Here is a 23,552-nt window from a genome sequence, read left to right as displayed (position 1 = left end):
TCTTTATCTGCGCGGGGGTAGCCGGGCGCTACTCTACGCCAAACGCCACTTTAAGGGGTTCGCAATCGCGGTGCCAAGGCGCGAAGTTGATGCTGGCAGGATATTCAAGCGTCCGTTACTCATCAGCGCGTAAAGCATCGCCCCATNCCGACGCCCGAACAAGCCGCCTTGCTGGCGCAATCGTTTGGCTGCGCGCGTTTTGTCTGGAACAACACCCTGGCCTATCGCACCGAAGCGTATCAGCAGCGCGGGGAAACGCTCACCCACTCGGCAGCGGAAAAGCGGCTGGTGGCCCTCAAGGCGGAATATCCGTGGCTGAAGGACGTGTCCAGCGTGATTCTGCAACAAGCCCTGCGCGATCAAAAAGCGGCCTTCGACAACTTCTTTAATCCGACGCTCAAGGCGCGATATCCGCGCTTCAAGGCCAAGAATGGCCGGCAATCCATCCGACTGACCCGAGCCGCCTTCCGCTACCGGGACGGCGAGATCACTATCGCCAAAACGAAAACACCGCTACCGATCCGCTGGAGCCGGCCATTGCCCGGCGCCCCGTCCAGCGTGACGATTTCACGCGACCGTGCAGGCCGCTACTTCATCAGCTGTCTGTGCGAATTCACGCCCGAGCCGTTGCCGTTCTCTCCTAACACCGTGGGTATTGATCTGGGGCTGACCGACCTGTTCATCACCAGCCAGGGGCAGAAGTCGGGCAACCCGCGCTACCTCAAACGGTATGCCGCCAAACTGGCCTACCTGCAACGCCGATTGAGCAAAAAGCAGCGAGGCTCGAACAACCGCCACAAAATGCGCCGCAAGGTGGCGCGTCTGCATGCCAAAATCGCGGACTGCCGCCGCGACGCCATGCACAAGGCCACTCGAACGCTGGTCAACGAAAACCAAGTGATCTGCGTCGAGACGTTGAACATTGTCGGCATGCTCAAGAACAAGACACTGGCCAGAGCCATCAGCGATGCCGGCTGGGGCGAGTTCCTGCGCCAGCTGGCCTACAAGGCCGACTGGGCGGGCCAACAGCTCATTCAGGTCAGCCGGTGGCTGCCCAGCAGCAAGACGTGCCACCACTGCGGCCACAAGATCAAAAAGCTGCCGCTATCGCAGCGCCACTGGCACTGTGACGGCTGCGGCCAGGCCATTGACCGCGATATCAACGCGGCCAGGAATATCGAAACCGCCGGACGGGCGGGGTAGCCTGTGGAGCGACTGGATCGGGGGCTGTGGTCTAATCGTCACGGTCTAGTGAAGGCGTGTTGAAGCAGGAAGGTTCTCGGGGTGACCCGGGAACCCTCGCCCAAAGCGCAGTGCGCGGCGGGCGGGGAGTGTCAGATTGCGTGCAGCAGTGATCTTTTAACAGCCTCACAAGATGCCGGGAGCCTCTTATGTCTTGTATACGTATTCGCAAAGCCGCGGTAATAGCGGCGCTGGCCGGTGCGGCGACGATGTTTGCCGTTGCTGCCTCAGCCACTGCACCCGAGGGCTTTTTCGAGCTGAAAAATCGCGTGGAATATACCCTGGCCGAGGTGCCCGATGCCGAGCGCGAGGCAACGCTGAAAGCGCTGGCAGAAGAGATGAATACGCTGGCCGAGCAACATCCCGATAACGCCGAAGTGCTGGTGTGGCAGGGGTTGGTGCTGGCCGCCTATGCTGGCGAGCGGCGCAGCTTTGGCGCGCTGGGCGATGCCAAGGCGGCGCGCCGGGCGCTGGAGCGCGCCATCAAGCTGGACCCAAAGGGCAATAACGGCTCGGCCTATGTCACTTTGGGGATTTTATATGCCCGGGTGCCCGGCGGGCTGATCAGCTTTGGCGATAGCGAAAAAGCCGATCGCATGTTCCAGCGCGCGCTGGAGATACGCCCTGACGGCATTGACGTGAACTATTATTACGCCACGATTCTTGCAGACGAAGACCGCACGCAGGCGGCCCGCGAACACGCCCGGCGCGCGGTAAACGGCACGCCACGCCCGGCCCGGCAAGATTCCGATGAAGCGCTGCGCGAAGACGCCCGCTCTTTGCTTGACACCCTGTAGCGCTTTGCCCCGGCGCCCGGCGGCGGAAAGTCGGTTGGCATTCCCGGCGACGTGCCCCGATAATACGCCGACATGTTCCGTGTCGGGAGGCACTTATGGCGTTTATTTCCGCCGAATCGCTGCTAACGCCGCCTTTTACGCAAAAAGATGTGGATATCACCTCGCGCGAGGTGCTGCAGCAGGGCTTTTTCCACGTGGAGGCACTGACCCTGCGCCATCGTCTTTTCGAAGGCGGGTGGAGCCCGCCCATGCGCCGTGAGCTGCACTGCCGCCACGGCGCGGTGGGCGTTTTACTGTATGACGTAGCGCTGGATTCGCTGGTGTTTATCGAGCAGTTTCGCGTGGGGGCCATCGATGACGCCTCGCCGTGGAAGCTCGAAGTCGTGGCCGGCCTGACCGAAGACGGCGAAAGCGCAGAGGACGTGGCGCGGCGCGAAGCCCGGGAAGAGGCCGGCTGCGAGATTCAGGAACTGATCAAACTGCACGACTACTACCCCAGCGCCGGCGCCTGCAACGAGCGGGTGACGCTGCTGGCCGCGCTGGTTGACGCCAGCCAGCTGGGCGGGGTGCACGGCGCGGTGGATGAAAACGAAGACATCCGCGTGCATGTGGTACGCTTTGCCGATGCCTGGGAGCTCATGGCCGCCGGGCGGCTCGATAACGCCATGGCGCTGATCGGCATGCACTGGCTGGCCGGCAAGCGCGCCTCGTTGCGCGCCCTTCCCGAGCACGCGCGCCGCTTTGGCGCGCTGACCGCCGCGCAATAACCCAAGCAGGAGCGAACATGGCACGAAATGCCTATGTGACCGATCTGAAAACGCTGCAGGGCGAATGCAGCGCCAACTACCTGCGGCTGCTGCGCCTGGTGGGCGACATGGAGCAGGGCGAGCGGCGTGAGATCGGTCTGGGCGATACCTTCACTGACGCTGCAAACGCCTTCGCGCTGCGCCTGCACGTGCGGCAAAATGCGCCGTACACCACCCTGGTTGAGATCAGCCAGACTGGCCCGCTGGACCGCGTGATAAAGCATCCGCGCATGCGCGTGCATCTCTACCATGACGTGCGCATGGCCGAGGTGATCGACTTTCAGCGCGAGCGCCATTTCAGCGGGCGCTACCGCTATCCCAATACGCGTATGCACCAGCCCGATGAAAAGCTCCAGCTCAACCGCTTTCTGGGCGAATGGCTGGCCCATGGCCTGGCCCACGGGCACAGCGCCTTTGTCGCTGAAGTGCCCTGAGGCGTTGCCGGTGAAGCTAATCCAAATGACCGATCTGCATCTGCACGCCGATCCCGCCGCGCGATCGCGCACCGGCGTGCCCTTTAGCCGGCTACAGGCCGTGGTGGCCGCGGCGAGCGCCGAGCAGCCCGACGCTGTGGTAGTAACCGGCGACATCAGCCAGGATGAAACGGCGGCCTCCTACGCCGCCGCCGCACGGCTGCTGGATACGCTGGCGTGCCCCTGGCACTGGCTGCCCGGCAACCACGACCGGCTGGAACGCATGGCCGCCGAGCGCGCGCCGCCGGCGGCGGTGGACCTTGGCGGCTGGCGCATGCTGCTGCTGGATACCCAGGTGCCCGGCGCGCCCTACGGCCGACTCGGGGTGCGAAAGCTTGCCGCCATGGCCACACAGCTTGACAAAGACCGCCGCCCTACGCTGATCGCCATGCACCACCCGCCGGTGGCGGTGGGGGCTGCGTGGATGGACGCCATCGGCCTGGCGGACTGCGACGCTTTTTGGCGCACGCTGGCCGGCTACCCCCAGGTGCGCACGGTGCTGTTCGGCCATGCTCACCAGACGTTTGCCGGCCAACGGCAAAATGCCGGTCGCACGGTGGACGTTTACGGCTGCCCGGCGGCGGCGGATCAGTTCTTGCCCGGCGCTACGCACTTTGCCGTGGACCCTGATGCAAGCCCGGGCTATCGCGTACTTGCGCTTGACGGCGGCCATCTGAGCACCCGGGTGGTGCGCGTTTGCGATGCATACAGCGGGGCATTGCAGGAAAAAGCCGCGCGTCCTGTCCCGGGAGTGTGAGGGCATGAGGCACGCTCTGCGGCGCGTTGCGCATTTTTTCAAGCGGCTGGTTCATCTGGCCGCGTCGCCCATGCGTCGGGACAGCGGCCGTGGGGGAACGGTCGTGCATCCGTATCGCGGCTACGGCTCGCGGCAAGAAGCGTTTGTCATGGGGCGCGTCTATCGTCAGCCGGCGCCGGCGCGGATGATACCCCGGCGCGGCGCGCTGCGCGACGTGGCCGATGTGGCCCGGCGCATGCTGCGCCGAGGCGTGGTGCGCGTGGAGGTGGAAGTGCGTCTGGGTGACAACGTCCGCCGGGTTGTCACCGACCGCGACGGCTATTTCAGCGCACGCATATCACTGGCGTCGCCGCTGCCGGTGGCGCTCTCCTGGCACCGGGCCGACATCGCGGTGAAAACCGTCGCCGAAGGCACGGTGCGCACCCGTGCTGAGGTCTATGTGCCCTCACAGGACACAGACCTGCTGGTGATCAGCGATATCGACGACACGGTCATGTTCACCGGCGTGGCCGAAAAGCTCAAGATGCTCTATCGCCTGTTTATGAAAAAGGCCGAGCGGCGCACGGCGTTTCCCGGCGTCGCGGCGCTGTATCAGGCGCTGCATTGCGGCGCAAGCGGCAGGCTGGAACGGCCGATTCTTTACGTGTCTCGCGGACCCTGGGCGATTTATGAAATGCTCGAAGCGTTTTTCCAGCTCAACCGCATTCCCGTAGGGCCGATTTTGTTTCTGCGCGAATGGGGGCTTTCCTGGCGTCACCCCTGGCCGCGCCGGGCAACCGATCACAAGCGTGATTTGATCGAGCGTATGCTGGCTTTGTTTGACGGGGTGCCCTGCGTGCTGATCGGCGACAGCGGCCAGCACGACCCGGAAGTCTATACCCAGATTGTCAAGGCCTACCCCGGGCGCATCGCGGCGATTTATATTCGTCGGGTAGACAGCAGCCCCGAGCGCGAAACCGCTATTAACCGGCTACGCGAAGAGCTTGTCGGCAGCGACTGCGAGTTGATACTCGCCGCGGATAGCCTGAAAATGGCGCGCCATGCCCATCACCGCGGGTTTATTTCGGCCCACGGCCGCCGCGCCGTCAGAGACGACGTTCGTGCCCACCCCGACGCCTAGTGCGGCCGGTTGGCGATCACCACCGCCCGGCGCGGGGCCGGATAGCCCTCAACGGTGCGGGTGCGGTCTTGCGGATCGAGAAAGTCGGCAAGCGACTGGTAGGTCATCCATTCGGTTGAGCGCTGCTCGTCAAGCGTGGTGGGGGCCTCGTCCACCACCCGCACGCCGGTGAAGCCGCAGCGTTCAAGCCAGTGGCACAGCGCAGCGGAGGAAGGCAGAAAATAGACGTTGGGCATGGCCGCGTAGCGGCTGCCGGGCAGCATCACGGTCTGCTCGTCGCCTTCGACCACCAGGGTTTCCAGCACCAGCTCGCCGCCGGGCGCTAGCGCCTCTTTCAGCTGCTGAATGTGCGCAAGCGGCGAAGGGCGGTGGTAGAGCACGCCCATGGAAAACACCGTGTCGAAAAACCCGAGGTTTTCCGGCACGTCTTCGATGCCCACGGGCAGAAAGTGCGTGCGCCCGCCGTCGGCATCGCCGACAAAGTGGCGCACCGCCTGAAACTGCCAGTAAAACCGCGGCGAGGGGTCAATCACCAGCGCAAACGCCGCGCCGGCGCCGGCCATGCGCCAGGCGTGATAGCCGCTGCCGCCGCCCACGTCGAGCACTTTTCGCCCGGCAAGCGGCGCCAGATGCGGGGCCACGCGCTGCCATTTCCAGTCCGAGCGCCACTCGGTATCAATCTCGATGCCGCCCAGCGAAAACGGCCCCTTGCGCCAGGGCGCGAGCTTTTTCAGCAGGTTCTCGCACTGGCGGCGGCGGCTGTCGTCAAGGTCAAGCGCCACGCGCACGGTGTCCTCGTTCAGCGCGACCTCGCGCTCGGCGGACAGCTCGGGCAGCTTGGCCACGGCTTTTTCCCACATGGGCAAATCGCCGTGGCGGCGGCGGTCGAGCCCGGCGGCCAGCTGCTCGGGCAGCCGGGCCAGCCATTCGGTTAGCCCCTGGTCCAAAAACGCCTGGTAGAGTGCGCGCTGGTCGTCGGGCAGGGTTTTTTGCGGCATGGTGTCGGGCACCGTTCAGCCCTCCTTGAAGGCGATCATTGAGGCGAAGTTGAGGTACTGAAACCACGTCATCGAGCGGGCAAAGCCTACGCGCGCAAGCCGGGCGTGGTGGGCCTCCAGCGTATCCGGCACCAGCACGTTTTCCAGCGCGGTGCGCTTTTGGCTGATTTCCATGTCGCTGTAGCCGTTGGCGCGCTTGAAGTCGTGGTAGCGTTCCACCCGCCAGGCGTTGTCGTATTCGTCGGCGTCTACGGTCTTTTCCGACAGCACCAGCACGCCGCCGGGCTCAAGGGCCTGGTACAGCCGCGCCAGCAGCGCGTCGCGGTCTTCCGGCGGGAGAAACTGCAAGGTGAAGTTGAGCATGATCATGCCCGCCGAGGCGTACTCCACCTCGCGAATATCGGCAACATCGACCTGCATGGCGTGCGCCGGGCACTCAGCGGCAAAGGTTTGGCGGGCGCGCTCGGCCATGGCCGGGGAGAGATCCAGCCCTACGTAGTCAAAGGCGTCCGGCGGCAGGGCACCGGCCAGGGCCAGGCCCCCCGCGCCCAGCGAGCAGCCCAGGTCGTATACCCGGGCGCCGTGGCGCAGGTGGCGGCTGGCGATCAGGCCGAGCATGCCCAGCACCTGGCCGTAGCCCGGCACCGAGCGGCGGATCATGTCGGGAAAGCACGCCACAACGGTCTCGTCGAAGGAAAACTGCGCCACCCGATCAAGGGGTGTCGAAAAAATGGCGTCACGGTAAGATGCATCACTCATGGGGCAGGCCGGTCCGTAAAACGATCTGTAACAATAAACGGTCGCGCCCTAGTTTACGCGCCCCGCCATGACGCGAACAGACGCCGTTTCACAAACGCGTGCCACAAGGAGAGGGCCAGATGGCCAACGCTGAACCTACCACGCCCGATACGCTGCCGGCCTGGCAGGCACTTTTGCGCCACGCCGAACGCCACCGGGCAACACACTTGAAAACGCTGTTTGCCCGTGATTGCCAGGGCAAACGCTTTGCGCATTTCAGCCGCCGGGTGGCCGGGCTGACGCTGGATCTGTCCAAGCAGCGCTGGGACGAGCCGACGCTTGCGCAGCTGCTGGCGCTGGCCCGGCAGGCCGGGGTTGCCGATGCCATCGACGGGCTTTTGAGCGGCCGGCGGGTTAACCAAAGCGAAGATCGCCCGGCGCTGCACACCGCGCTGCGCCTGCCGGCGGATGCCACGCTCAGCGTTGACGGCGAGGACGTGGTGGCCGCAGTGCATCAAAGCCTTGCGCAGATGGAGACCCTGGTCAAGCGGCTGCACGCCGGCCAGTGGCGAGGAGCGACCGGCAAGCCGATTAAGCGGGTGATCAATCTCGGGGTGGGCGGCTCGGACCTGGGCCCGCAGATGGTGGCCCACGCGCTGGCGGATTTTCGCCCTGACGATATCCATCCGCTGAAGGTGCACTTTGCCTCGACCATGGACGGCTCCCAGCTGGCCGACTATCTTGGCCGGCTGGACCCGGAAACCACGCTGTTTGTGCTCTCGTCGAAGTCGTTTACCACTGTGGATACGCTGTCCAACGCCGGCACCGCGCGGGACTGGCTGCTTTCGCGGCTGGCGCGCAAGGGCGCTACGTCGATCCGCCCGGAGCTGGTGATTCGCCAGCATTTTATCGGCGTTTCTGCCAGCCCCGAAAAAATGACCGACTGGGGCATCGCCCCGGCGCACCAGCTGCGCTTTTGGGAGTGGGTCGGCGGGCGCTACTCGCTTTGGGGGACGATCGGGCTGCCCATTGCGCTGGTGATCGGCATGGCCAACTTTCGCCGCCTGCTGGCCGGGGCGCACGCCCTGGACGAGCACTTTGCCAGCGCCCCGCTTGCCGATAACGCCCCGGTGATGCTGGCCCTTGCCGGTATCTGGAACGTGAACTTTCTGGATATTCGCGCCCACTCGATTTTGCCCTACGATGGCCGGCTGGAGTATTTTTCCGCCTATCTGGAACAGCTGGAAATGGAGTCCAACGGCAAATCCGTCACGCGGGACGGCGCGTCTGCCGGCTACTCCACCTGTCCGGTGCTCTGGGGCCAGCTGGGGCCCAACGCCCAGCACGCTTTTTATCAGCTGCTGCATCAGGGCACCCAGCCGGTGGTGTGCGATTTTATCGCGCCGCTTTCCCGCTATGACGGCGTCAGCGACCCCGACACCCGCCGGCTGCTCCAGTCCCAGCACCGTTTGACCCTGGCCAACTGCTTTGCCCAGTCCAGGCTTTTGATGCTGGGCGACGAAGCCATCGCCGACGACGCTCCGCGTCCGGCGCACAAGCGCTATCGCGGCAATCAGCCCTCTACTACGGTGCTGCTGGATCGGCTGACGCCGGAAACGCTGGGTTCGCTGATCGCCCTGTACGAGCACAAGGTATTCGTTCAGGCAACGATCTGGGATATCAATCCCTTCGATCAGTGGGGCGTGGAGCTTGGCAAGCAGATTGCCGGACAAACGCAGCGCATTCTTGAAGGCGACGCCGCGCCTGACGGCATGGACCCCTCCACCCGGGGGCTGATGGAGGCGTTCTGGCAGCTTGGCCGGAAAAACCCCGCCGGCTAGGGCGGGGCAGGGAGCGGGGCGGGCTGCCCCGGCGTGGGTCGGCCGGGGTGAGCTTAGCGGGCGCGTGCCTGCTGCTCGATGGACGGGCGCTTGCCCAGCATCAGCAGATGGTAGAAAAAGCCGCCCAGCGCTGCGCCGATCAGCCAGGCGTAACCGCCCAGCGCTTCAAGGGCCGGCACCCACACAGAGGAAACAGAGAAAATGGCGGCCAGCGCAAACGCCATGATGGCGCGCTTGTTCCAGCCTTTGATGTAGTAGTAGGCCCCGTCGGGATCGCGCGAGAACATGTCCTGGATATTGAGCTTTTGCCGGCGTAGCAGGTAGTAGTCCACCACGATGATGCCGTAGAAGGGGGCGACGATGGCGCCAATGGCGTTGACAAAGCCGGCAATGCCGATATTGCTGATCAGCGCCACCCACAGGCCGCCGACCACAAAGGCCACGCAGGCGGTAATCAGCCCGCCGGTGCGAAAGCTGATTTTGCTGGGGAAAAGGTTGGCCAGATCATAGGCCGGCGGAATAAAGTTGGCGACCAGATTGATGCCTACCGTTGCGGCAAAGAAGGTAATGGCGGCAATGATGGTCAGCGGCAGGGAGTCCACGTGGGCGATGATATCGGACGGGTTGGTCATGGTCTCGCCGAACAGCGCAAGCGTGCCGGCGGTGATGATCAAAGCGATAAACGAAAAGAAAGCCACGTTGAGCGGCAGCCCCACCAGGTTGCCGATCTTCATCTGCCGTTCGCTTTTGACAAAGCGCGTGAAATCGCCAAAGTTGATCACCACAGCGGCAAAGTAGGCAATCATGGTGCCGGTGATGGCCAGAAAGGCGTTGGCCGGGCTGCCCTTGAAGTCGCTTGAGCCGCTGAAAATGGTGTCGATCGCCGGCAACAAATCGCTGCCCGCCTGATACCAGATGATGATCATCAGCGCCACCATCACCACATAGACCAGCGGCCCGGCCCAGTTGAGAAAGTGCTTGATCCGTTCGATGCCCTGCCAAAACAGCATGACCTGGAACACCCACACCAGCGCAAAAGACAGCCAGTCAACGCCGGACATGCCCAGCCACCGGCCGCCGGGGTCGCCGAACAGGGCAGTGATCAGCAGGGCCAGCGCGGTGGAGGCAAAATAGGTTTGCACGCCGTACCAGAAGATGCCGGTAATGGCACGCAGCATGGCGGGAAAGTTAGCGCCGAAGACCCCCATGCTGGCGCGAATGAGCACGGGGAAAGGCACGCCGTACTTGACGCTGGGCTTGCCCGAAAGATTGACCAGCACCATCACTACGCAGCCGGCCAGAATAATGGCGGCCATGACCAGCCAGCCGTTCAGCCCGTAGGAAATAAACAGCGACGCTGCCAGGGTATAGCCGAAAAGGCTTTGAATGTCGTTGGACCAGACGTTGAAGATTTCAAACCAGCCCCAGGTGCGTGACGCCTTTTTGACCGGCGCCAGGTCTTCGTTGTAGAGCAAACCGGAGCTGTGCGTGATTTCCAGCTCTTCATCAGAAATGTCAGCCATGGGGCAATTCGCGCCTGTTGGTAGTATTGGTGTTGTTTTTACGAAATGTCATCTGAGCGCGAAAGGGCCACGCCGTGCCTTTCCGCGTCTTTGTATACAAAACGGATTCTGACAGTCGGATTCTGCGCGCGCAATTGAGCGTAAATCCTGAGGGATCCCCACGAATATGTTGCTACTCGCCGCATAAGCTCTGCTCCCTGACTTCCTCGCGAAGTTGCGCTCGGAGGGTAGTCCAGGTAGGCCAGGGCACGGCCCCAGGCTGATGACGTCGAAGATACTCCAGTCCCAGGCGCCACACGGAGAGCACGCTTCGGTGCCGGATACTGTTGCTCTGGTAGCGTTGCTGTTGCCCCCGGGCTCGGACATCCAAGCCGGCCACCATCATGGCCACGTTCGCCAGCATGGCGATTAGCAACAGGATCTCGATACGCTTGCCCTGGCGAGACTGTTGCATGCCGAAACCCAGACCGAACAAGGGACTTTTCACATCGCGAAAGCCTTCCTCGATCTGCATGCGCTGTCGATAGATCGTTACGACCTTGTTGGCCAGCGTTGAGCGGTCCGGCAGGTTGCTGACCAGCACCCAGGGCTCCTGCTGACGCCGCGCGATCGTTCGGCTTCCGCCATCCTGAGAGACCCGGCCTTGTTTATTGCGATGTTTACGTCCCCGTGGCGATTGATGATAGAGCACCATCTGGGTGTGGAACGGATGGTTTTCGGCGATCCGGACGGGGCCTAATGCGCGCGGTTCCGATGTCGCGTGTTGAAACAAGGTCTTCACGGGTTGCCATGCGTCGCCTGACGCCTGGTAACGGGTCGGCTGACGGACTCGTCCAACGATATACCAGCCGCGCGCTTCAACGGCCCGAAACCACGGATTACGGAAGCCGGCATCGGTCACCAGGATTGGCGTGGCGTCGTCGGGCAGGATCTTTGTTAGCGCATCCAGCAGATAGGCTTCACAGTGTGGGCATCCTTCCTTGTGGTGAACCTTCTCGAAGATGGGCAGCGATCGTCCGGCGAAGGGCACCGCCGCACGCAGCAGGAAATGTCGGCCGCGATCATCAATCGGCGACCAGTCCACCAGAATCAGGGGGCGCGTTGTATGGCCAATCAGCAGCGATGCCATGCGCCAATAGATTAGTGGCCTTTCTTGATGCAGGTGGGAATTGCCCAATAAACGATCGACTCGTTTAATGGCGTGCTTGGCATCCGTCGAGCACGGCAAAGCACGACCAATAGCCGTTAATCCCAGCCGTCGCTCGCCCAGCAGCGCGCCAACGGTATCGAGTACGGCCTGTAGCCGCTTGGCATGGATGACGGGGAGTGAAGATGTCAGTAAGTTATGCAAGAATCGAGGGGCCTGCATGGGTCTCCGTCGCATGTTGTTGTGTGTCGTAACTTACAACATGCATGACTCATGCAGGCCTTTTCAATCCTATCGTGCTGATTTTACTACCCAATTCATGGGGATCCCTCAGGCGTAAATCGCACTTTAGTCGCGCTTTTTGATCTGTTCGAATATACAGCTTTATTCTTTTGCGTTACCCTCTGGGCGCTATAGTATCCGTCTGGTCCTGACCGGCGGGTGCGCTGCGTTTTTTCGCTGCTTTCGGCGGGCAAGTGCCGTATGCGCCGGCAGCCAGCTTCACTTTTCAGGAAACCCGTGCCACATGTCTCAGTTTGATGCCTCTCAGTACGGCGCCAGCGCCATCGAAGTCCTCTCCGGGCTCGATCCGGTACGCAAGCGCCCCGGCATGTATACCGACACGTCCCGACCCAATCACATGGCCCAGGAGGTCATCGACAACAGCGTTGACGAAGCGCTGGCCGGCTATGCTCAAAAAATCAGGGTGGCACTGCTGGCAGATGGCGGCATTGAAGTCGCTGACAACGGTCGCGGGATGCCCATTGACATTCACCCTGAACACGGCGTGTCAGGGGTCGAGCTGATTTTGACCAAGCTGCATTCCGGGGGAAAGTTTTCGGCTTCCAGCTACCGCTTTTCCGGCGGGCTGCACGGCGTTGGGGTATCGGTGGTCAACGCCCTGTCGCGCCGGCTGGAGGTGGAAGTCACCCGCGACGGGGCGCGCCACGCCATGGCCTTTGCCTTCGGCCACAAAGTCGAGGAGCTGGCGGTGGCGGGCAAAGCACCCAAGCGCGCCCGGGGCACGCTGCTGCGTTTCTGGCCCGACGAAAGCTACTTCGACAGCCCCAAATTCGCCGTCGGGCGGATGAAGCACCTGCTGCGCGCCAAGGCCGTGCTGTGCCCCGGGCTTGAGGTCACGCTTATCGAGCCGGACGGCACCCAAAGCCGCTGGCAGTACGCTGACGGCCTGCGTGACTACCTGGTGGAGGCCACCGACGGCTATGACGTGCTGCCCGCCGAGCCGTTTCTGGGCCGCTTCAGCGACAGCGACCACGGCGTTGACTGGGCCATTCAGTGGCTGCCCGAAGGCGGCGAGGCCCTGGCGGAATCCTACGTCAACCTGATTCCTACCCCGCTTGGCGGGACCCACATCAACGGCTTTCGCTCAGGGCTTTTGGATGCGCTGCGCGAGTTCTGCGAGTTCAGAAGCCTTCTGCCCCGGGGCATCAAGCTCACCGCTGACGATCTGTGGGAGCGGGCGGCGTTTGTGCTCTCGATCAAGATGCTCGACCCGCAGTTTGCCGGCCAGACCAAAGAGCGGCTGTCCTCGCGGGCCGTCTCGACGTTTGTAGCCGGCGTGGTGAAAGATGCCTTTTCGCTGTGGCTCAATCACCACGTCGCCGACGGCGAAGCGCTTGCCGAGCTTGTGATCAGTGCCGCCCAGCGCCGGCAGAAAAAGGCCAAAAAGGTGGTGCGCAAAAAGGTTACCTCGGGCCCGGCGCTGCCCGGCAAGCTGGCGGACTGTTCCGGCCAGGACCCGGCCCAGAGCGAGCTGTTTCTGGTGGAAGGCGACAGCGCCGGGGGCAGCGCCAAGCAGGCGCGCCACCGCGAAACCCAGGCGATCTTGCCGCTGCGCGGCAAGATTTTGAACACCTGGGAAGTCGATTCCCACGAGATCTACGCCTCCCAGGAGGTCCACGATATCGCCGTGGCCATCGGCGCCGATCCCGGCAGCGCCAATCTGGAACGGCTGCGCTACCACAAGATCTGCATTCTCGCCGACGCCGACTCCGACGGCCTGCACATCGCCACGCTTTTGTGCGCGCTGTTTGTGCGCCATTTTCCCAGTTTGGTGGACGCCGGCCATATCTTTGTGGCCATGCCGCCGCTTTATCGCATCGATCTGGGCAAGGAAGTGCACTACGCCCTGGACGAAAGCGAGAAAGACGCCATTGTAAAGCGACTGGCAAAAAAGCGCGGCACGCCCAACGTCCAGCGCTTCAAGGGGCTCGGCGAGATGAGCCCGCTGCAGCTGCGTGAAACCACCATGGCGCCGGACACCCGCCGGCTGGTGCAGCTGACCCGCAGCGACGGCGACGGCAGCGAACAGATGCTGGACATGCTGCTGGCCAAAAAGCGCGCCGCCGACCGCAAACACTGGCTGGAACACTACGGCAACCTCGCCGAGGTCAACGTATAAGCACCGGCGATGACCGGTTACGACAAGAGGCGTATTAATGAGCATGGATATTGCCGTGGCGGAAGGCAGCGTCGAGCGCCTTTCTCTGCGTGACTACACTGAAAAAGCCTACCTTGACTACTCGATGTACGTCATTCTCGACCGTGCGCTGCCCCACATCGGCGACGGGCTCAAGCCCGTACAGCGCCGCATTGTCTACGCCATGCGCGAGCTTGCGCTGTCGGCCAGCGCCAAGCACAAGAAATCCGCGCGCACCGTGGGCGACGTGCTGGGCAAGTTTCATCCCCACGGCGACAGCGCCTGCTACGAAGCCATGGTGCTGATGGCCCAGCCGTTTTCCTACCGCTATCCGCTGGTGGACGGCCAGGGCAACTGGGGCAGCCCGGACGATCCCAAATCGTTCGCCGCCATGCGCTACACCGAGGCCAAGCTGTCGAAGTTCGCCGAGGTGCTGCTCGCCGAGCTTGGCCAGGGCACCGTGGACTGGTCGCCCAACTTCGACGGCACCATGCAAGAGCCGGACGTGCTGCCCGCGCGGCTGCCGCACATTCTATTGAACGGCGGCACCGGCATCGCCGTGGGTATGGCCACGGATATCCCGCCGCACAACGTGTCTGAGGTGGTCGAGGCGACCTGCCATCTGCTGCGCCACCCCGAGGCGACCACCGCAGACCTGCTGGACTACCTGCCGGCGCCGGATTTTCCCACCGAGGCGGAAATCATCACCCCGCGGGCGGAGCTGGCCAAGCTTTACGAGGCCGGGCGCGGCTCGGTGAAAATGCGTGCGCGCTTTGCGCGGGAAGATGCCAGCATCGTGGTTACCGCGCTGCCCTATCAGGTCAGCGGGGCCCGGGTGCTGGAGCAGATTGCCTCTCAGATGCAGGCCAAAAAGCTGCCCATGGTCGCCGACCTGCGCGACGAGTCCACCCACGAAGAGCCCACGCGGCTGGTGATCGAGCCGCGCTCGGCCCGAGTGGACGTCGAGGCGCTGATGGCGCATCTGTTTGCCACCACGGATCTGGAAAAAAACGTCCGCGTCAATTTCAACGTCATCGGCCTGGACGGTCGCCCCCAGGTGATGGCGCTGCCGGAGATTTTGGGCCAGTGGCTTGCGTTTCGCCGGGCCACGGTGCGCCGTCGGCTGGAGCACCGACTGTCCAAGGTAAATGACCGCCTGCACCTGCTGGAAGGGCTGCTGGCTGCCTTTCTCAACCTGGACGAAGTGATTCGCATTATCCGCGAAGAGGATGCGCCCAAGCCGGCGCTGATCGCCGCGTTCCGGCTTTCCGAGCCCCAGGCCGAGGCGATTTTAGAGCTGCGCCTGCGCCATTTGGCCAAGCTCGAAGAGATGAAGATTCGCGGCGAGCAAGACGAGCTGGACAAAGAGCGCAAGCGCCTTGAAGGGCTTTTGGGCAGCGAGGCCAGACTGACCACCCTGATGGAAAAAGAGCTCCGGGCGGCAGGTAAAGAGCACGGCGATGCGCGCCGCTCGCCGCTGGTGGAGCGCAAGGAAGCCCGGGCGCTTTCCGAGGTGGAGCTGCTCGGTGCTGATCCGATCACCGTGGTGCTGTCCGAGAAAGGCTGGATCCGCGCCGCCAAGGGCCACGAGATCGACCCGGCGGGGCTTTCCTACAAGGCCGGCGACCGCTTTGCCCTGGCCGCACGGGGCAAGACCAACCAGCCGCTGGTGCTGCTGGACGACACCGGGCGCGCCTATACGCTGGCCGCACACAATTTGCCCAGCGCCCGGGGCCAGGGCGAGCCGGTGACCGGCCGGGTCAACGTGGCCGCCGGTGCACAGATGGCCGGCGTGCTGCTGGCGCCGCCGGCGCAGCGTTTTTTGCTGGCCTCGGACGGCGGCTACGGTTTTATCACCGAGCTTGAGCGTTTGACCAGTAAAAGCAAAGCCGGCAAGGCCGCGCTGACGCTGCCCAAGGGCTGTAGCGTGCTGGCGCCGGTGGCGCTGCCGGCAAGCGAGGCGCCGTGCTGGGTGGCAGCGGTTTCCAACGAAGGGCGGCTTTTGCTGTTTGCGCTCGACCAGCTGCCGGAGATGACCCGGGGCAAGGGCAACAAGATGCTCGATATTCCCGCTGCCCGGGCGGCCAGCCGAGAAGAGTTCGTCCGCGATATCGCCGTGCTCACCGAAGGTGACGCCCTTGTTGCCTATGCCGGCAAGCGCAAGCTCACGCTCAAGCCCGCCGATCTTGACTACTACCGCGGCGAGCGCGGCCGGCGCGGCAACAAACTGCCCCGAGGCCTGCAGCGCGTCGACCGCCTGCAGCGCCAGCCAGCCGATCAACCCAAAGGATAACCCCATGAACCGTAATGCACTGGTGTTAACGCTGCTGGGCGAGTCGCTGCCCGAGGCGCTGATGGCCCGAGTAGACACGCTGGTCAGCCGCTACGCGCTATACGCCTCGGCGCACCGCTGGCTACGCCATGACACCGCCGCCGCCCCGGGCCGCGCCGCCTGCCTCGCCGTTGAGCTTAGCGGGCCGGCGCTTGCCGGCGGCCGCGTGGACGTAGAGGCGCTGCGGGAAGAGGCGCTGGCGCTGGGTCGCGAAGAGGGCGTCGACATCGCCATCCAGGCGGCGGACGAATGGCGCGGGCACCGCCGACTGGTGTGCTTTGACATGGACTCCACGCTGATCAAGACCGAAGTCATCGACGAGCTGGCACGCCGCCACGGGGTAGGCGATGAAGTGGCGGCCATTACCGAGCGTGCGATGCGCGGCGAGCTGGATTTTCAGCAGAGCTTTCGCGCGCGCATGGCCCGGCTTGAAGGGCTGGATGAGGCAGTGCTTGAAGACATTGCCGCTACCCTGCCGCTGATGGACGGGCTGGAGACGCTGATGGAAGGCCTTGCGCGCTACGGCTACCGCACAGCGATTATCTCCGGCGGCTTTAGCTACTTTGCCCGGCACCTGCAAAAGCGCTTCGGCTTTGATGAGGTGCACGCCAACGAGCTGATCATCGCAGACGGCCGGGTGACCGGTGAGGTGCGCGAGCCGATTGTAGACGCGGCGCGCAAGGCTGAGCTGCTCCAGGAGGTCGCCGCGCGCCACGATCTCAAGCTAAGCCAGACCGTGGCCGTGGGCGACGGCGCCAACGATCTGGAAATGCTCGCCCGTGCCGGGCTTGGCATTGCCTTTCGTGCCAAGCCGCTGGTGCGCCAACAGGCCCGCCAGTCGATCACAACGCTGGGGCTGGACGCCGTGCTGTTTCTTATGGGCCACGGTTGCGCGGAGCGGGCGGATACGCCGGCCGGTTAGCTGTCGCCTTTGCCCGGGTGCGGTACGGGGTTGTCGCCGACTTCTTCGTCGCGCAGCTCAAGCGGCTCGCCTCGGGTTTTATCGGCGCGTTCAAGCTTCATGTGCAGCCCGGTTTTGGCCAGCAGGTGGGCGCTGACCGGGGCTGTGATAAACAAAAACAGCGTAATCAGCATTTCTTGAACGTCCGGTGCGCCGTGGCGATGCCAGAAATACAGCATCGAGGCCATCAGCATGCAGCCGATGCCGATTGTGGTGGCCTTGGTCGGGCCGTGCAGGCGCATGTAGAAATCCCGAAGGTGCGCCATGCCCAGCGAGCCGATAAAGGCGAACACGCCGCCGGCGACCAGCAGCAAAGATGCGGTAAATTCGACCAGAGTGCTCATTCGATGATGTCTCCGCGCAGAATGTACTTGCAAACCGCCACGGTGCTGACAAAACCCAGCATGGCGATCAAAAGCGCCGACTCAAAGTACGTTTTGCTGTCCAGCCACAGCCCAAGCAGGACGATCAGCGCAATGGAGTTGACGTACATGGTGTCCAGCGCCAGCACGCGATCGGGCAGGCTTGGCCCCACCGCCAGCCGATACAGGTTCATCAGCAGGGCCATGATCACCAGCGCCAGCGTAACGGGAAGCGCGATGCTCAGCATTCGTAGATCTCCTTGAGCGGTGCTTCGTAGCGCGTGCGAATCTGTGCCACCAGGGCCTCCGGATCGTCGATGTCAAGGGCATGGATCAAAAGCGACTTGCCGTCCAGGCGCAGGTTGGCCGACACCGTCCCCGGCGTCAGGCTGATGGTGCTGGCCAGCAGGGTGATGGTAAAGCGCTCTTCCAGCATCAGCGGGTATTCCACAAAGTGCGGGCGCATCTTGCGCCACGGGTTGATGATCAGATAGGCGACCTGGAAGTTGGCAACGACGATATCGCCCAGTACCCGCAGCACAAAGCGCAGCAGCCGCCAGGGCTTTTGAATATGCGGCCGGCGATCCATGAAGCGATAACACACCAGCGGAATCACCACGGCCAGCCCGCCGCCCAGCAGTATGTGCCCCAAAGCGATGCTGCGCGTCAGCAGCAGCCAGACGACCAGCAAAAGCATAGAGAGAAAAGGCGTAGGTAGAAAGCGGCGTGACCGGATCATGGGCGATCTCCTGTGGCGGGCAGCAGCGTATGAATAAGAACGTCGGGATTGGCCAGCTGCTGGGCGGCGGCCCGGGTGTAGTCGCTTACCGGCCCGGCAAACGCCACCAGCACCACCGGCGCGACGGCCACCAGCAGGATAACGCCGGCCCACTGGGCTCGGTGCAGAGCCTCGCCGCCGGGCGTGCCGCGGTGGCTGGCCCAGAAAAACGTCGACCCGGCGCGGGAAAGTGCCACCAGAGAGGCAAGCCCCGCCAGCAGCAAAAGCGGCCACAGCCACAGCCGCTCACTGCCTTCGGCGGCGTTGAGCAAAAGCGCCTTGCCCAGCGCGCCGGAGAGCGGAGGAATGCCGGCCACGGTTACCCCGCCGATGAAAAACAGCAGGGCCAGTCCGCCGCCGGCCGCCATGGGCCGGCCCTTGACCAGCCGGGTGCCGGCTTTGCCGCGCTGGGTGCCGATCATCGCGGCCAGCAAAAACAGCCCGCCGGTGACCAGGGTGGTGTGGACCAAGTAGTACAGCAGGGCAGAAACGGCCTCTGGCGTACTCATGCCCACGCCGGCCAGCAGCGTGCCGACCGAGATGAGCACCAGATAGGCCACCATCAAGCGCAAGTCCCGGGTGGCAAGCACGCCCATGGCGGCCACCACCAGCGTGCCCAGGCCCAGCCACCAGACCCAGGGCTGCTCCAGGGCGGCAAGCCCGCCGGCCTGCTCGCTGAAGATCAGCGTATACACGCGCAGAATGGCGTAAATGCCCACCTTGGTCATGATGGTAAACAGCGCCGCCACCGGCGCCGGCGCGTAGCCGTAGGCGCGCGGCAGCCAGAAATACAGCGGCAGCATGGCCGCCTTTAGCCCGAACACCACCAGCAGCATTAGCGCGCCGGCGGTGACCAGCCCTTCGCGCTCGGCGGGCAGCTCGGCTATGCGCAGCGCCATATCAGCCATGTTGAGCGTGCCCGTGGCGCCGTAGAGAAGGCCCACGGCAATAAGGAAAAGCGACGAGCCGGCCAGGTTGAGCACCACATAGTGCACGCTTGCCTGAATCTTGGCCTTGCCGCCGCCGTGGAGCAGCAGCGCGTAAGAGGCCAGCAGCAGCACCTCGAAAAACACAAACAGGTTGAACAGATCCCCGGTTAAAAAGGCGCCGTTCAGGCCCATCAGCTGCCACTGGAAAAGGCCGTGGAAATTGCTGCCCTTTTCATCGTCGCCGCCGCAGGAATACACCACAGCACCCAGGGCAAGCACAGAGGTGGTCGCCACCATCAGCGCCGAAAGGCGGTCAAGTACCAGCACGATGCCAAAGGGCGGCTGCCAGCTGCCCAGCGCGTAATAGGTCACCCCGTCCGTGGCTGCCCGGTAGAGCAGCATGGCGGATACCAGCACAAGCGCCGCCGTGGCCGCCACGCTAATGAGGCGCTTGACCTGGCTTACCCGGCCCAAACGCTTGTAGAGCAAGAGTATCCCCGCCACCAGCGGCAGCACCACGGGCAGAATAATCAGATGCTGGGTCATTCGTGATCGTCCTTTTTACCGTCAACGTGGTCGTTACCCACTTCGCTGCGCGCCCGCATGGCCAGAATGACCACAAAGGCGGTCATGGCAAAACCGATGACGATCGCGGTGAGCACCAGCGCCTGGGGCAGGGGGTCGGCATAGTCTTTGGCCCCGTTGATAATCACCGCGCCGTGCGTTGTCAGCCCGCCCATGGAAAAAAGAAACAGGTTGACCGCATAGGAAAGCAGCGTCAGCCCCACCACCACGGGAAAGGTGCGTCCGCGCAGGGTCAAATAAAGGCCACAGGCGGTGAGAATGCCGGTGGCAATGGCGTACAGCGCTTCCATCAGGAATCCTCCTTGCCCTGGGCGGGCGTGGTGGCATCGGTATGTCGTGCCGGGGCATCGGGCACCGGGCGATAGGGCGTGGTGACCTTGCCCAGATTGGCCAGAATCATCAGCGTGGCGCCGACCACGGCCAGATACACCCCAAGATCAAACAGCAGCGCTGTGGCCAGCTCGAACCCGCCGATCAGCGGCAGCGAAAAGTGGCCGAACGCCGAGGTGAGAAACGGCTGGCCAAAGGCCCAGCTGCCAAGCCCGGTCAACGTTGCCGTGGCAACGCCGATCACCGCGACGGGCTGGAAGGGGAAGTCCAGACGGTGCTGGGCCCAGTCCACGCCGCGCGCGATGTAGATCAAAATCAGCGCCACGGCGGTTACCAGTCCGGCAATAAAGCCCCCGCCGGGCTGGTTGTGGCCGCGCAGAAAGATAAACGCAGAGACCAGCAGCGCCAGCGGCAGCAGCGTCATGGCAATGGAGGTGAGAATCGGCGGGTAGCGATCCGGCGACCACAGCCGGCCTTCCACGTCGCTGTGGGGCATGAACAGCCGCAGGCGGTTGAGCAGCTTGAAAATCGCAAGCCCGGCCAGCGCCAGCACGGTAATTTCGCCCAGGGTATCGAAGCCGCGGAAATCCACCAGAATCACGTTGACCGCGTTGTGGCCGCCTCCGCCGGGCACGCTGTTGTGGAGGAAAAAATCAGAAATCGATGCCGTAGCCCGGGTCAGCACCGCGTAGTTGAGGCTCGCCACCACCAGCCCCAAAGCGCTTGCCAGCAGAATATCGCGGACGTTGCGCATCGGGGTTGAATCACGCGGGGTGCGCTGGGGCAGAAAAAACAGCGCCAGCATCAGCAGAATCATGGTGACCACTTCTACCGACAGCTGGGTCAAGGCCAGATCCGGCGCCGAGAAGCGAGCAAACGTCAGCGCCACAAACAGCCCGACAATGGACAGCATCAAAAGCGAAATCAGCCGGAAGCGATGGGTCGCGGCGGTGGCGATGCCGCCAAAGATCAGCATGGCCGCGCCAAACAGCACCACGCCGTCCACCGGCTGGTTGCCAAGCGCGCCGGTCAGCGGGGCAATTTTTGCCAGCCCGATGACCCCGCCGACCACCGCGGACAGCAGCAGAAACGCCATATAGCGCTGCAAAGAATGGCCTTCCAGCCAGTCAAGCGTGCGCTCTGAGCCGTGCTTGCAGGCCAGTATCCCGCGTTCGAATACAAAGCGTGCGTCCAGGCTGCCAAACTGGCCAAGAAAACGGCGCATGTCGTCGTGACGCCAGTACATCAGCCCGCCGCCGGCCAGCGCCACCGCGCTCATCGCCAGGGGCAGATTGAAGCCGTGCCACACGGCCAGATGGAAATTCAGCGGCTCAAGCAGCACCGCCCGGGTAGCCAAATCCAGCAGGCCGCCGGCGAAAAACGACGGAAAAATCCCCACCAGCACGCACAGCGCCACCAAAAACTCCACAGGCACGCGCATCAGCCGCGGCGGCTCGTGGGGCGGTTTGGGCGGCATCTTGCGCGGGGGTTTGAAAAACACCGCCCAGGCCAGGCGCAGCGAATACGCCACCGAAAGCACCCCGCCCAGGGTGGCCAGCACCGGCATAAGCCAGCTCAGCCCGGCGAGAACCGGCGTGTTGAGCGCCTCGGCAAAGAGCATTTCCTTGGAGAGAAAGCCGTTGAGCAGCGGCACGCCCGCCATGGCCGCGGCGGCCACCGACGTCAGCACCGCCATTACCGGCATGGTGGTGCGCAGCCCGCCCAGGCGCTTGAGCTCTCGGGTGCCGGTTTCGTGGTCGATAATCCCCGCGCTCATGAACAGCGCCGCTTTGAAAGTGGCGTGGTTGACGATGTGAAACAGCGCGGCAAGGATCGCCATGGGACTGCCGATGCCCAGCAGCATGGTGACAAGCCCCAGATGGCTTACGGTAGAAAACGCCAGAATGCCCTTGAGATCGGTTTTGAACAGGGCAAACCAGGCCCCGTATAGCAAGGTGACGGCACCGGTGAGCGAGACCAGCACGGTCCACAGCGCGTCATCACCGATGGCCGGGTGCAGCCGCGCCATGAGAAATATGCCGGCTTTTACCATGGTGGCCGAGTGCAGGTACGCCGACACCGGCGTGGGCGCGGCCATGGCGTGGGGCAGCCAGAACTGGAAGGGGAACTGCGCCGATTTGGTAAACGCGCCCAGCAGCACCAGCACCAGCATGGCCGGATAGCGCGGGTCGGCGGTGATGACCGCCCCACGGCTGAGCACTACGTTCATGTCGAAACTGCCGGCAATATGTCCCAGCAGCAGCACCCCGGCAAGCAGGGCAAGCCCGCCGGCGCCGGTTACCGTCAGCGCCATGCGCGCGCCTTTGCGCGCCGCGCTCTGGGTGGTCCAAAAGCCGATCAGCAGAAAAGACGCCAGGCTGGTGAGCTCCCAGTAAAGCCACAGCAAAATCAGATTGTCGGCCATGGCGATGCCCACCATGGACGCCATGAACAGCACCATAAAGGCGTAAAAGCGCCCGAACGGCTCGTTCTGATCAAGGTAGAAATGGGCGTAAAGCAAAATCAACAGCCCAATGCCTAAAATCAGCAGGTTGAACAAAAGCGTCAAGCCGTCCAGCCGCAGCGCCAGATCAAGCCCCAGCTGGGGCAGCCAGCTTGCACTAAAGCGCAGCGACTCACCGTCGGCAAGCGCGGGCACCTGTAAAAGCGTCAAGGCAAGTGCAAGGGCGGGTAGAAGGGCAGTGGCAAGCGTGCAGGCCGTACGCCCGTAGCGCGCGGTGAGCACAGGCGCCAGCACGCCGGCAAGCGGCAGTAAAGCGATCCATAGCAGTGTCATGAGGTAATCCAGCGGTTAAGTATCATCGTGGCGGCCGGGTATAGGGCGTGGTGACATGGAATAGATGACATAGATCGATAACCTGACGTTAGTGACAGAGCCAAAGGGCCTTGTCAGCGGCTTTATGGCGCAAACCCTTAAGCGTATCAGCTGAGCTACGTTTGGGGAATTTTAGGCGCAGGGTTTGTTCTGCACGGGGCGAACGCCCGAGCCGCGGACAGCCGCGGGCCACAGGCGTTGACAAAATCTGCCGGGGCTGATTGTCTAAGGATATGCACACTGCCATGACGCCTATCTTACTGGACCTACGACTACTGCGCGCTCGTCTCTGACGATATCGGAGGCGGGCCGCGCCGCGTGCGCTTTTTACACGCACTGTTTACACGCACTGTTTACACGCACTGTCGTTGGTGGTTACAAGGTAAAATCGTCATGGAGTTCAAAACGTTGCACCCCTGTCCGAGTACGTCTTCCTGCACGCGCCGTAAAAAAGCAGCCCACGCCTTTTGGCGGCGCGCTGCAGCCGCTGTATCCGCCCTTGCCGAAAGCGTCGCGCAGGCAAATGCACGCCTTAACGCCTCTTCAGCCTTCGCGTT

The 23,552-nt window shown here is 63.4% G+C and carries 20 protein-coding genes; 10 read left to right on the top strand and 10 right to left on the bottom strand.

Annotated elements, in window-relative coordinates:
- Nucleotides 1–168: 168 nt before the first annotated feature.
- From ABD654_RS03130 to ABD654_RS03105, 6 genes are all read left to right on the top strand, one after another.
- A complete protein-coding gene (locus ABD654_RS03130) occupies nt 169–1,203 on the top strand; it encodes an RNA-guided endonuclease InsQ/TnpB family protein (RefSeq protein WP_344702189.1) in 1,035 nt (344 codons plus the stop codon).
- A 188-nt stretch (nt 1,204–1,391) separates the two neighbouring features.
- Nucleotides 1,392–2,039: a TRAP transporter TatT component family protein gene (locus tag ABD654_RS03125; RefSeq protein ID WP_344702187.1), complete on the top strand. Its 648-nt coding sequence runs from the start codon at nt 1,392–1,394 to the stop codon at nt 2,037–2,039.
- A 95-nt stretch (nt 2,040–2,134) separates the two neighbouring features.
- Nucleotides 2,135–2,806 carry an NUDIX domain-containing protein gene (locus ABD654_RS03120; protein ID WP_344702184.1) on the top strand — a complete coding sequence of 224 codons (672 nt, stop codon included), beginning with the start codon at nt 2,135–2,137 and terminating at the stop codon, nt 2,804–2,806.
- Between the two features lie 17 nt (nt 2,807–2,823).
- Nucleotides 2,824–3,279: a DUF1249 domain-containing protein gene (locus ABD654_RS03115; protein ID WP_344702182.1), complete on the top strand. Its 456-nt coding sequence runs from the start codon at nt 2,824–2,826 to the stop codon at nt 3,277–3,279.
- Between the two features lie 10 nt (nt 3,280–3,289).
- The gene (locus ABD654_RS03110; RefSeq protein WP_344702180.1) at nt 3,290–4,075 is read left to right on the top strand and encodes a metallophosphoesterase; all 786 of its coding nucleotides are present in this window, start codon (nt 3,290–3,292) and stop codon (nt 4,073–4,075) included.
- 4 nt (nt 4,076–4,079) lie between these two features.
- Complete coding sequence (locus tag ABD654_RS03105) at nt 4,080–5,195, top strand: App1 family protein phosphatidate phosphatase (protein ID WP_344702178.1); 1,116 nt, start codon at nt 4,080–4,082, stop codon at nt 5,193–5,195.
- On the opposite strand, the gene cmoB is transcribed toward ABD654_RS03105, so the two are convergent.
- Nucleotides 5,192–6,193 carry a tRNA 5-methoxyuridine(34)/uridine 5-oxyacetic acid(34) synthase CmoB gene (cmoB, locus tag ABD654_RS03100; protein ID WP_344702301.1) on the bottom strand — a complete coding sequence of 334 codons (1,002 nt, stop codon included), beginning with the start codon at nt 6,191–6,193 and terminating at the stop codon, nt 5,192–5,194. The two genes, ABD654_RS03105 and cmoB, sit on opposite strands and share 4 nt — an antisense overlap.
- 15 nt (nt 6,194–6,208) lie before the next feature.
- Entirely contained in the window at nt 6,209–6,952 is a 744-nt protein-coding gene (gene cmoA, locus ABD654_RS03095; RefSeq protein ID WP_344702176.1) for a carboxy-S-adenosyl-L-methionine synthase CmoA, read from the bottom strand.
- 119 nt (nt 6,953–7,071) lie between these two features.
- On the opposite strand from cmoA, the gene pgi reads away from it, so the two are divergent.
- Nucleotides 7,072–8,772: a glucose-6-phosphate isomerase gene (gene pgi, locus ABD654_RS03090; protein WP_344702174.1), complete on the top strand. Its 1,701-nt coding sequence runs from the start codon at nt 7,072–7,074 to the stop codon at nt 8,770–8,772.
- Nucleotides 8,773–8,825: 53 nt separating this feature from the next.
- Here pgi and ABD654_RS03085 read toward each other — a convergent pair whose 3' ends face one another.
- Together ABD654_RS03085 and ABD654_RS03080 are read right to left on the bottom strand one after the other, a co-directional pair.
- Entirely contained in the window at nt 8,826–10,295 is a 1,470-nt protein-coding gene (locus tag ABD654_RS03085) for an NCS1 family nucleobase:cation symporter-1 (protein WP_344702173.1), read from the bottom strand.
- A gap of 172 nt (nt 10,296–10,467) precedes the next feature.
- A complete protein-coding gene (locus ABD654_RS03080; RefSeq protein ID WP_344702171.1) occupies nt 10,468–11,664 on the bottom strand; it encodes an IS4 family transposase in 1,197 nt (398 codons plus the stop codon).
- 304 nt (nt 11,665–11,968) lie between these two features.
- Here ABD654_RS03080 and parE point away from each other — a divergent pair, with 304 nt between their 5' ends.
- The 3 genes from parE to serB are packed head-to-tail and all read left to right on the top strand — an operon-like array spanning nt 11,969 to nt 17,136.
- Complete coding sequence (parE, locus tag ABD654_RS03075; RefSeq protein ID WP_344702169.1) at nt 11,969–13,864, top strand: DNA topoisomerase IV subunit B; 1,896 nt, start codon at nt 11,969–11,971, stop codon at nt 13,862–13,864.
- Nucleotides 13,865–13,901: 37 nt separating this feature from the next.
- On the top strand, nt 13,902–16,175 hold the full coding sequence (parC, locus tag ABD654_RS03070) for a DNA topoisomerase IV subunit A (protein WP_344702167.1): 2,274 nt from the start codon (nt 13,902–13,904) through the stop codon (nt 16,173–16,175).
- Nucleotides 16,176–16,179: 4 nt separating this feature from the next.
- On the top strand, nt 16,180–17,136 hold the full coding sequence (serB, locus tag ABD654_RS03065) for a phosphoserine phosphatase SerB (RefSeq protein ID WP_344702165.1): 957 nt from the start codon (nt 16,180–16,182) through the stop codon (nt 17,134–17,136).
- On the opposite strand, the gene ABD654_RS03060 is transcribed toward serB, so the two are convergent.
- The 6 genes from ABD654_RS03060 to ABD654_RS03035 are packed head-to-tail and all read right to left on the bottom strand — an operon-like array spanning nt 17,133 to nt 22,956.
- A complete protein-coding gene (locus tag ABD654_RS03060) occupies nt 17,133–17,519 on the bottom strand; it encodes a Na+/H+ antiporter subunit G (RefSeq protein WP_344702163.1) in 387 nt (128 codons plus the stop codon). The genes serB and ABD654_RS03060 overlap by 4 nt on opposite strands.
- Nucleotides 17,516–17,785, bottom strand: a complete 270-nt coding sequence (locus tag ABD654_RS03055) for a K+/H+ antiporter subunit F (RefSeq protein WP_344702161.1) — start codon at nt 17,783–17,785, stop codon at nt 17,516–17,518. Before ABD654_RS03055 ends, ABD654_RS03060 begins: the two co-directional genes overlap by 4 nt.
- A complete protein-coding gene (locus tag ABD654_RS03050; protein WP_344702159.1) occupies nt 17,779–18,276 on the bottom strand; it encodes a Na+/H+ antiporter subunit E in 498 nt (165 codons plus the stop codon). Before ABD654_RS03050 ends, ABD654_RS03055 begins: the two co-directional genes overlap by 7 nt.
- Complete coding sequence (locus ABD654_RS03045) at nt 18,273–19,790, bottom strand: monovalent cation/H+ antiporter subunit D (RefSeq protein ID WP_344702157.1); 1,518 nt, start codon at nt 19,788–19,790, stop codon at nt 18,273–18,275. Before ABD654_RS03045 ends, ABD654_RS03050 begins: the two co-directional genes overlap by 4 nt.
- Nucleotides 19,787–20,119 carry a Na+/H+ antiporter subunit C gene (locus tag ABD654_RS03040; RefSeq protein WP_344702155.1) on the bottom strand — a complete coding sequence of 111 codons (333 nt, stop codon included), beginning with the start codon at nt 20,117–20,119 and terminating at the stop codon, nt 19,787–19,789. The genes ABD654_RS03045 and ABD654_RS03040 overlap by 4 nt, the downstream gene beginning before the upstream one ends.
- Nucleotides 20,119–22,956 (bottom strand): monovalent cation/H+ antiporter subunit A, encoded by a 2,838-nt coding sequence (locus ABD654_RS03035; protein WP_344702153.1) that lies wholly within the window; start codon nt 22,954–22,956, stop codon nt 20,119–20,121. The genes ABD654_RS03040 and ABD654_RS03035 overlap by 1 nt, the downstream gene beginning before the upstream one ends.
- Nucleotides 22,957–23,552 lie beyond the last annotated feature (596 nt).

This window comes from Halomonas cibimaris (genome assembly GCF_039537045.1).
GTDB classification, from domain to species: Bacteria; Pseudomonadota; Gammaproteobacteria; order Pseudomonadales; family Halomonadaceae; genus Vreelandella; species Vreelandella cibimaris.
This window is presented reverse-complemented; position numbering and strand designations above follow the sequence as displayed.

What these genes read in the sequence shown, in the direction of transcription:
- parC (WP_344702167.1), top strand. Translation starts at nt 13,902, where the DNA reads ATGAGCATGGATATTGCCGTGGCGGAAGGCAGCGTCGAGCGCCTTTCT.
- ABD654_RS03105 (WP_344702178.1), top strand. Translation starts at nt 4,080, where the DNA reads ATGAGGCACGCTCTGCGGCGCGTTGCGCATTTTTTCAAGCGGCTGGTT.
- ABD654_RS03050 (WP_344702159.1), bottom strand. Translation starts at nt 18,276, where the DNA reads ATGATCCGGTCACGCCGCTTTCTACCTACGCCTTTTCTCTCTATGCTT.
- ABD654_RS03125 (WP_344702187.1), top strand. Translation starts at nt 1,392, where the DNA reads ATGTCTTGTATACGTATTCGCAAAGCCGCGGTAATAGCGGCGCTGGCC.
- ABD654_RS03045 (WP_344702157.1), bottom strand. Translation starts at nt 19,790, where the DNA reads ATGACCCAGCATCTGATTATTCTGCCCGTGGTGCTGCCGCTGGTGGCG.
- parE (WP_344702169.1), top strand. Translation starts at nt 11,969, where the DNA reads ATGTCTCAGTTTGATGCCTCTCAGTACGGCGCCAGCGCCATCGAAGTC.
- serB (WP_344702165.1), top strand. Translation starts at nt 16,180, where the DNA reads ATGAACCGTAATGCACTGGTGTTAACGCTGCTGGGCGAGTCGCTGCCC.
- ABD654_RS03035 (WP_344702153.1), bottom strand. Translation starts at nt 22,956, where the DNA reads ATGACACTGCTATGGATCGCTTTACTGCCGCTTGCCGGCGTGCTGGCG.
- cmoB (WP_344702301.1), bottom strand. Translation starts at nt 6,193, where the DNA reads ATGCCGCAAAAAACCCTGCCCGACGACCAGCGCGCACTCTACCAGGCG.
- ABD654_RS03060 (WP_344702163.1), bottom strand. Translation starts at nt 17,519, where the DNA reads ATGAGCACTCTGGTCGAATTTACCGCATCTTTGCTGCTGGTCGCCGGC.
- ABD654_RS03085 (WP_344702173.1), bottom strand. Translation starts at nt 10,295, where the DNA reads ATGGCTGACATTTCTGATGAAGAGCTGGAAATCACGCACAGCTCCGGT.
- pgi (WP_344702174.1), top strand. Translation starts at nt 7,072, where the DNA reads ATGGCCAACGCTGAACCTACCACGCCCGATACGCTGCCGGCCTGGCAG.
- ABD654_RS03080 (WP_344702171.1), bottom strand. Translation starts at nt 11,664, where the DNA reads ATGCAGGCCCCTCGATTCTTGCATAACTTACTGACATCTTCACTCCCC.
- ABD654_RS03040 (WP_344702155.1), bottom strand. Translation starts at nt 20,119, where the DNA reads ATGGAAGCGCTGTACGCCATTGCCACCGGCATTCTCACCGCCTGTGGC.
- ABD654_RS03055 (WP_344702161.1), bottom strand. Translation starts at nt 17,785, where the DNA reads ATGCTGAGCATCGCGCTTCCCGTTACGCTGGCGCTGGTGATCATGGCC.
- ABD654_RS03120 (WP_344702184.1), top strand. Translation starts at nt 2,135, where the DNA reads ATGGCGTTTATTTCCGCCGAATCGCTGCTAACGCCGCCTTTTACGCAA.
- ABD654_RS03115 (WP_344702182.1), top strand. Translation starts at nt 2,824, where the DNA reads ATGGCACGAAATGCCTATGTGACCGATCTGAAAACGCTGCAGGGCGAA.
- cmoA (WP_344702176.1), bottom strand. Translation starts at nt 6,952, where the DNA reads ATGAGTGATGCATCTTACCGTGACGCCATTTTTTCGACACCCCTTGAT.